Annotated in this window: 5 protein-coding genes, 1 tRNA gene and 1 pseudogene; all 7 read right to left on the bottom strand. The window is 72.1% G+C overall.

Annotated features, from left to right (window positions below; translation table 11 throughout):
- A pseudogene (locus B5M43_RS12155) lies at window positions 1-190 on the bottom strand (IS3 family transposase); the annotation flags it as partial.
- Window positions 191-414: 224 nt separating this feature from the next.
- Complete coding sequence (locus B5M43_RS12150; protein ID WP_055988731.1) at window positions 415-966, bottom strand: NYN domain-containing protein; 552 nt, start codon at window positions 964-966, stop codon at window positions 415-417.
- A 120-nt stretch (window positions 967-1,086) separates the two neighbouring features.
- Window positions 1,087-1,162 (bottom strand) — tRNA-Asn (locus B5M43_RS12145).
- Window positions 1,163-1,217: 55 nt separating this feature from the next.
- Entirely contained in the window at window positions 1,218-2,000 is a 783-nt protein-coding gene (locus B5M43_RS12140; RefSeq protein WP_308068457.1) for an ATP-binding cassette domain-containing protein, read from the bottom strand.
- 48 nt (window positions 2,001-2,048) lie between these two features.
- On the bottom strand, window positions 2,049-3,974 hold the full coding sequence (dnaG, locus tag B5M43_RS12135; RefSeq protein WP_134746462.1) for a DNA primase: 1,926 nt from the start codon (window positions 3,972-3,974) through the stop codon (window positions 2,049-2,051).
- Entirely contained in the window at window positions 3,974-5,407 is a 1,434-nt protein-coding gene (locus B5M43_RS12130; protein WP_134746460.1) for a deoxyguanosinetriphosphate triphosphohydrolase, read from the bottom strand. Before B5M43_RS12130 ends, dnaG begins: the two co-directional genes overlap by 1 nt.
- Entirely contained in the window at window positions 5,358-6,536 is a 1,179-nt protein-coding gene (dusB, locus tag B5M43_RS12125; RefSeq protein ID WP_134746458.1) for a tRNA dihydrouridine synthase DusB, read from the bottom strand. The genes B5M43_RS12130 and dusB overlap by 50 nt, the downstream gene beginning before the upstream one ends.
- Between the last annotated feature and the right edge of the window lie 52 nt (window positions 6,537-6,588).

Here is a 6,588-nt window from a genome sequence, read left to right as displayed (position 1 = left end):
TGCTGACCCCCTGCCGGTCGCCGGCGTCGACCTGCGCCTGCCGCACCCACCGGCGCAAGCTCTCAGCGCCGAAACCGAGCCGCTTCGACACCGTCTCGCACGCGGTCGTGAGGTTCGGGTACTCATCGAGGTGATCGAGCACGAGCCGGATAGCGCGCTGCTTCGTCTCCTCCGGAATCCTCTTCGGCATGATCATCATCTTCCTTCCAGACTCGAAAGGAAGCGGCATCAAACCGGGGACGGTTCACCTCGTAGCCCAGCACGGTCACGCCCACCAGTGCGCTCGGCACGTCGTGATCGCCGAACGCGTCCTGGCCACGTCCGTGATCGTCGCCTCCGCGGCGCGCACCGCTCAGGCCCAGGCCCCGCAGACATCGCGGCGAGACGCCCAGCGGCCGCGGGCCGCGGCATCCGTCATCGCAGGAAGTCGGCGGGGTCGAACTCCTCGATGGGGATGACGCGCACGCGCGGCAGCGGAGCGTCGAATGCACGGGCGTCGTACTCGAGGTCGAACAGCTCGAGTCCCGGGATGCCGGAGAACTCAGCGCTGCGGAACTCATGGAAAGCGAGCACGCCGACGCGCCGATCGCCGACGAGCCGCGCGACGTCGTCGACGAAGTCGCGGTCGTGGCTGACGAGGACCACGTCACCCTCGCGGTCGGCGAGCGCGCGCAGGGTGCGCTGGATGCCGATGTCCACGACCTTCGCGTCAGCCGCGCCGGACAGCGGAACCGGCTGGTAACCGAGAGCGAGCAGCGCCTGAACGAAGGGCATGGGCAGATTCGTGCTGGCGTTCAGGAAGAAGAGTCCGTTGGCTGGGTTGCCCCACCGTTCCGCGACGAATGTGAGCAGGCGGTCCCACCGCGGTCGCTCGTCGGGCTGCGGCCGACGCCCCAGAATCGAGCCGCCGAGGGTTGCGTCGATGTTCTCGCCGTCGACCAGGACCCAGGTCCTGCGTTCCGCCACTGGCCATCCCCCGTTCGTCCGACGGCCGGAGGCCGCTGACCCCGACCGTAGCAGGGTGCCACGGGCCGCGGCATGAGCACAGACGACGAAAGCCCCGTCGCGAGGACGGGGCTTTCGGAGTGGCTCCCCGGCTTGGACTCGAACCAAGAACCTGCCGGTTAACAGCCGGCTGCTCTGCCAATTGAGCTACCGAGGATCACTGTCGCCCGCATCGGGGCAACCAGACGATATTAGCAAACGCCGGAGCGTGCTCACGACACGGGCGTGCGCCCTGGCGTGTCGGGCGTCCACAGCACCTGTCCCCCGGCCGTCTGGGCGACGACATGCCCCGCGTGCAGGCGCAGCTGAGCTGCGCCGAGCTCCCGGATGAAGGCGTCGTCGTTCGTCGCGATCACCGCGGCCATCCCCCATTCGCGGCGGCGGCGCACGATCGCGTCGTAGACGACGTGCCGTACCTCGAGGTCGATGTTGGCGAGCGGCTCGTCCGCGACCAGCACGCGCGGATCCAGCACGAGCGCCCGGGCGAAGCCCACGCGCTGACGCATGCCGGCGCTGAGCTCGAACGGGAACTTCTCGGCCGCGCCGAGGGGCAGGTGCATCTCGTCCAGCAGCGCCGCGACGCGCACGGCGACCGCCCGGGCGTTGACGCGCCGGTCGCGCGACGTGATCGGCTCGGCGATCGTCTCGCCGACCGTGAGCCGTGCGGGCAGGATGGCCGCGGCCCCCTGCGGCACGTTCCCCACGCGGTAGGTCAGCACCCGCCGGTCCCGGCCCTTGCGGCGCACGTCGATGCCGGTGACCTTCGCGCGCCCGCCCGACACCACGAGTGAGTCGTCCGTCACACCGGCCAGCACCGACAGCAGGCTGGACTTGCCCGATCCGGTGGGGCCCGACACGCACAGCGTCTCGCCCGCCGGGAGGGTGAACGTCACCCCGTCCACCGCCCGGGTCTCGGGACCGCGGCCGCGGCGGCTCACGCTCAGGTCGTTGCAGACGACGGCGTTGGCGGGGTCATCCGGGACGCGGAACATCATCCCATCCTGCCCGCCGCAGGGCGGCCGGGCCAGCACCAGTCCCGCTGGTCAGTCGACCTCGATGAGCGCGCGGCGCTCGGCATCGATGTCGCGGAGCCGCACCCGCAGCGCTCGGCCCTCGTCCGACGTGGGCGACGTGCGCTGCACGGCGCCGAGCAGCTCGGTCTTCTCCTGATCCAGCGCGCGCAGCACCAGGCGGCGGCAGATGTCGGTGACCGATGCGACCGCGTGGTCGTCGTCGCGCGCCGGGAAGTCCCGCGCCAGCAGCTGGCCCGCGAGCAGACGGTAGGGCTCGCGCACGGCCTCGATCGCCGCCATGGCCCAGCCCGGGCGCGTGCGGTCCGCGGCTGCGGCCACGCTCGCGCGGACGGCCTCAAGGGCGGTGGTGCGGAACGGGATCGCGAGCGCGCGAGCGAGGATGCCCGGATCGATCCGGTGGCCGTACAGCAGGACGCCCGTGAGCGCATCCCGCTCGAGCGCCACGTCGGTGGTGCGCGGCAGCGTCTCGAGGGTGACCCGCTGCATCGGCTGCTCGGTCGCAGGAGCGGGCTCCGAGCCGGGCATGGGCCGGGGCCCGTCGCCGCGCGGTGCCGGGCTGTCGCCGCGACCGCCGGCACGATCGCCGGAGCCGCCGGCCCGGTCGCCGCCTGCGCGCCGCGCAGCGCTCTCGACCTCGCCGTGCACGTCGCGGGGCTCCATGCCGAGCTTGCGGGCGAGCACGCGCTCGTAGCCGGCGCGCACCATCCGGTCCCGGATGGCCGCCACGATCGGTGCGGCGGACCGCAGCGCGCCGATCCGTCCCTCCACGCTCCCGAGGTCGAAGCCCGCGATGCGCCGATCGATCACGAACTCGAACATCGGCACGCGGTGGTCAAGGAGGCCGCGCACGGCGCCGTCCCCGCGCTGCAGACGAAGGTCACACGGGTCGAGCCCGTCGGGCGCGACCGCCACGTAGGTCTGCGCATTGAAGCGGCCGTCCTCGGCGAACGCCCGGATCGCCGCCTTCTGGCCCGCCTCGTCGCCGTCGAACGTGAACACGACCTCGCCCGACGCCGACTCGTCGCCCATGATGCGTCGCAGGACCGTCACATGCTCCGAGCCGAAGGCCGTGCCGCACGTCGCGATCGCGGTGGTCACGCCCGCGAGGTGACAGGCCATGACGTCGGTGTAGCCCTCGACGACCACGACGCGTTTCGGGTCGCCGCGCGAGATGTCGCGCTTGGCGAGGTCGAGCCCGTACAGCACCTGCGCCTTCTTGTAGATCGGCGTCTCGGGGGTGTTCAGGTACTTCGGTCCCTGGTCGTCGTCGTAGAGCTTGCGCGCGCCGAACCCGACGGTCTGGCCGGTGACGTCGCGGATGGGCCACACGAGCCGGCCGCGGAAGCGGTCGTACACGCCGCCGCGCTGATTGGTCGACACGAGGCCTGCTGTGGTGAGCTCCTCGCGCGTGAAGCCCTGCGCCGACAACGCCTTGAGCATGCTGTCCCAGCCCTTGGGCGCGTACCCCACGGCGAAGTGCGCCGCGGCGCCCGCGTCGAAGCCCCGCTCCCCCAGGAACCGTCTCGCCGCCTCCGCCTCCGGCGACATCAGCTGCGCGCGGAAGAACTCCGCTGCCGCCGCGTTGGCGGCGAACAGGCGCGAGCGGCCGCTCGTCTCGGGCGCGGGCCCGCCGTCCTCGTAGTGCAGCGTGTATCCGATCCGGGCCGCCAGGCGTTCGACGGCCTCGGTGAACGTGACGTGGTCCATCTCGCGCAGGAACGTGTACACGTCGCCCGACTCGCCGCATCCGAAGCAGTGGTAGTAGCCGACCTGGGGCCGAACGTGGAAGCTCGGGCTCTTCTCGTCGTGGAACGGGCAGAGGCCCTTCAACGACCCGACTCCCGCCGAGCGCAGGGCGACCCGCTCCCCCACGATGTCGGCGATGTTCGTGCGCGCCTTGACCTCTTCGACGTCGGCCTGGCGGATGCGCGGCATCAGCGGGCCCCGGCGTCCACGGGCTCCGGAGCGCCCGGCCGGGTGCGGGTGCCGTGCGAGCGGTCGACGGGACGCGCGTGGCGCGGCGTCCAGATGCCCACCTCGGCGGGGTCGATCTCGCCGACCAGACGGTTGTGCCAGTCGACCGCGGTCTGGTCGGTCAGGCTCGCGACCTGGTCGACCACGACGCGCGCGCGCTCGGCGTCGGTCTCGGCGGCCAGGAAGTCGGCCGCGAAGGCGGGCTCCAGCACGTCGGCGCCCGCCGACCACAGCGCGTCGGTGGACCAGAGCGCGTCCGCGAGGCGCTTGAGCACGCGGCGCTGCTCCTTGTAGACGCCCTTGCGCGCGTCGATCGTGACGATCGCCGAGCCCATGATGCCCTTGAGCACCGCGATCTCGACGTCGATCACGCGGGGCACGATCACGTGCGCGCCGTAGCGGGCCAGCGACGGCCCGCCGTAGGCCTCGCGCGTGGCCGCGACCGCCGCGCGGGCGAAGCGGCCGATCAGGTCGCTCGTGAGGTTCTTCAGGCGCGCGAGATCCTGCCGCGACCGGTCGAACGTCTTCAGCCACATCGGCTGCTGCGTCAGCCGGTACAGGCCGTCGGCGAGCTCCTCGCGCGAGTAGTCGTAGCCGACCCACTGCTGGATCCGGCCGATCAGCGGGTGATGCTCGACCGGGTCCGACAGGATCTGCAGGTCGACGTAGCCGTTCACGACCGCGTCCTCGAAGTCGTGCACCGAGTACGCGATGTCGTCGGAGAGGTCCATGACCTCCGCCTCGATGCAGCGCAGCCGGCCCGGCGCGCCCTCGCGCATCCAGTGGAACACCGCCTCGTCCTCGGGGTAGACGCCGAACTTCAGCCGTCCCCCCGGGTCCGGGATGGGGTTGTCGACCGTCCACGGGTATTTGCACGTGGCGTCGAGGCTGGCGCGGGTCAGGTTGAGCCCCACGGAGTGGTCGCGATCGTCGAGCACCTTGGCCTCGAGCCGCGTCAGGATGCGCAGCGACTGCGCGTTGCCCTCGAAGCCGCCGATGTGCTCGGCCCACTCGTTCAGCGCGCGCTCGCCGTTGTGGCCGAACGGCGGGTGACCCAGGTCGTGGCTGAGGCACGCCGTGTCGACCACGTCGGCCGACAGGCCGAGCGCGATCGCCAGCTCCCGGCCGACCTGCGCCACCTCGAGCGAGTGCGTGAGCCGGTTGCGTGCGAAGTCCGCCGTGCTCGCCGGGCTGAGCACCTGCGTCTTGGCGGCCAGGCGGCGCAGACCCGCGGAGTGGAGCACGCGGGCGCGGTCGCGTGCGAAGTCGTCGCGCTCGGAGCGGTGCTTCTCGGCGAAGAAGCGCTCGGCGTCGGCCTCGCCGTACCCGCCCGGGCGCGTCCCGTCAGCCGCCACTGGTGTCCAGCTCCGCGTCCTGGAGCTCGCAGCTCGCATCCTCGCCGATCTCGCGCGAGTCGAGCCATCCCTGCGGCAGGACCGGGCGCTTGGGCGTGCCGGCGCGCCCGCGCTGCCCCTCGGCCGCGGCGCCGGGGTATGGGGCGCTGTGGTCGAGCTGGGCCAGGAGGTCGTCGATCTCGGCGAGGCTCGAGGCGGTCGCGAGGCTGGCGCGCAGGTCGCCGCCGACCGGATAGCCCTTGAAGTACCAGGCGACGTGCTTGCGGATGTCGCGGCAGCCGCGGTCCTCGTCCTCGAAGAACTCGGTCAGGAGCTCGGCGTGGCGGCGGAAGGCCGTGGCGACGAAGCCGAGCGTGGCGTCCACGACGGGCGCTTCGGCGCCGAACGCCGAGGCGAGCTCGCCGAACAGCCACGGGCGGCCGAGGCAGCCGCGCCCGACCACGACGCCGTCGCAGCCGGTCTCGTCCATCATCCGGACCGCGTCCGCCGCGCTCCAGATGTCGCCGTTGCCGAGCACCGGGATGCTCGTGACGGCCTCCTTGAGCTTCGCGATCGCCGACCAGTCGGCGGTGCCCGAGTAGAACTCCGCCGCCGTGCGCGCGTGCAGCGCGACCGCGGCCGCGCCCGCGTCCTCGGCGATCTTCCCCGCGTCGAGGTACGTGATGTGGTCGGCGTCGATGCCCTTGCGCATCTTGACCGTGACCGGGACGTCGCCGGCGGCCTTGACGGCGCCCTCGACGATGTCGCGGAACAGGCCGAGCTTCCACGGCAGCGCCGATCCGCCGCCCTTGCGCGTCACCTTGGGGACGGGGCAGCCGAAGTTCAGGTCGATGTGGTCGGCCCGGTCCTCCTCCGCGATGATCCGTGCGGCCTCGGCCGTGACGACGGGGTCGACGCCGTAGAGCTGGATCGATCGCGGCGTCTCCGACTCGTGGTGCCGGATGAGGCGCATGGTCGCCTCGTTGCGCTCGACCAGCGCGCGCGTGGTGATCATCTCGCTGACGTAGAGGCCCGCGCCGTACTCGCGGCACAGGCGGCGGAACGCGGTGTTGGTGATCCCCGCCATCGGGGCGAGCACGACGGGCACGTCGAGGTCGATCGGACCGATGCTCAGCGTGCGCCGCTCGCCAGTGGCGACGGAAGCGGCAGGAGCGAGTACGGAGGTCACGGCTCCATTCTCACAGACTCGCCTTGGGTGATCGCCGAGCGGCCTAACCTGG

It is taken from the genome of Microbacterium sp. MEC084 (assembly GCF_004514465.2).
Taxonomy (GTDB): domain Bacteria; phylum Actinomycetota; class Actinomycetes; order Actinomycetales; family Microbacteriaceae; genus Microbacterium.
Note: the sequence above shows the minus strand (reverse complement) of the source record. Positions and strands in the feature narration are given on the sequence as shown.

What these genes read in the sequence shown, in the direction of transcription:
- B5M43_RS12130 (WP_134746460.1), bottom strand. Translation starts at nt 5,407, where the DNA reads ATGCGAGCTGCGAGCTCCAGGACGCGGAGCTGGACACCAGTGGCGGCT.
- B5M43_RS12140 (WP_308068457.1), bottom strand. Translation starts at nt 2,000, where the DNA reads ATGATGTTCCGCGTCCCGGATGACCCCGCCAACGCCGTCGTCTGCAAC.
- dnaG (WP_134746462.1), bottom strand. Translation starts at nt 3,974, where the DNA reads ATGCCGCGCATCCGCCAGGCCGACGTCGAAGAGGTCAAGGCGCGCACG.